This window comes from Pedobacter gandavensis, from assembly GCF_032678745.1.
In the GTDB taxonomy this organism is placed as follows: domain Bacteria; phylum Bacteroidota; class Bacteroidia; order Sphingobacteriales; family Sphingobacteriaceae; genus Pedobacter; species Pedobacter gandavensis_C.
In genome coordinates this window covers 1-1,037 of sequence record NZ_JAVTST010000020.1, presented here as the reverse complement: position 1 = coordinate 1,037, position 1,037 = coordinate 1, and the positions used below count along the sequence as shown (strand labels likewise).

1 protein-coding gene is annotated in these 1,037 nt (G+C 51.5%); it reads left to right on the top strand.

Annotated features, from left to right (window positions below; all coding sequences use genetic code 11):
• Positions 1-1,037: hypothetical protein (locus R2S10_RS24665; protein WP_316843059.1), on the top strand; the 1,037-nt coding region annotated here is incomplete at both ends.

Genomic DNA, 1,037 nt, shown 5'->3' with positions numbered 1-1,037 from the left:
GTCTACTCCGGTAACGGTGACGGAACGTCCGGTTCCAGTAGCCACCATTACTCATACCGAAGCCACTACTTTCTGCGACGGCGGTACCGTGGTACTGACTTCATCGGCAGCAGATAGCTACCAATGGTACAAAGGCGGTGTGGCGATTGATGGAGAAACGAACAGAACTTACACCGCAACGACTAGTGGCGATTACTCCGTGAAAATTACTTTATCAGGCTGCGAAAGTCTGGTTTCAACTCCGGTAACGGTGACTGAACGTCCGGTTCCGGTAGCCACCATTACTCATACCGAAGCCACTACTTTCTGCGACGGCGGTACCGTTTTACTGACTGCATCGCTAGCAGATAGCTACCAATGGTACAAAGGCGGGGTGGCGATTGATGGAGAAACGAACAGAACTTACACCGCAACGACTAGTGGCGATTACTCCGTAAAAATTACTTTATCAGGCTGCGAAAGTCTGGTTTCAACTCCGGTAACGGTGACGGAACGTCCGGTTCCAGTAGCAACCATCACTCATACCGAAGCCACTACTTTCTGCGATGGCGGTACCGTGGTACTGACGTCATCTCTAGCAGATAGCTACCAATGGTACAAAGGCGGTGTGGTGATTGATGGCGAAACGAACAGAACTTACACCGCAACGACTAGCGGCGATTACTCCGTGAAAATCATTCTATCCGGCTGCGAAAGCCTGGTTTCAACTCCGGTAACGGTGACGGAACGTCCGGTTCCGGTAGCCACCATTACTCATACCGAGGCTACAACTTTCTGCGACGGCGGTACCGTTTTACTGACTGCATCGCTAGCAGACAGTTACCAATGGTACAAAGGCGGGGTGGCGATTGATGGAGAAACGAACAGAACTTACACCGCAACGACTAGTGGCGATTACTCCGTGAAAATTACTTTATCAGGCTGCGAAAGCCTGGTGTCTACTCCGGTAACGGTGACGGAACGTCCTGTTCCGGTGGCCACCATTACTCATACCGAAGCCACTACTTTCTGCGACGGCGGTACCGTTTTACTGACTG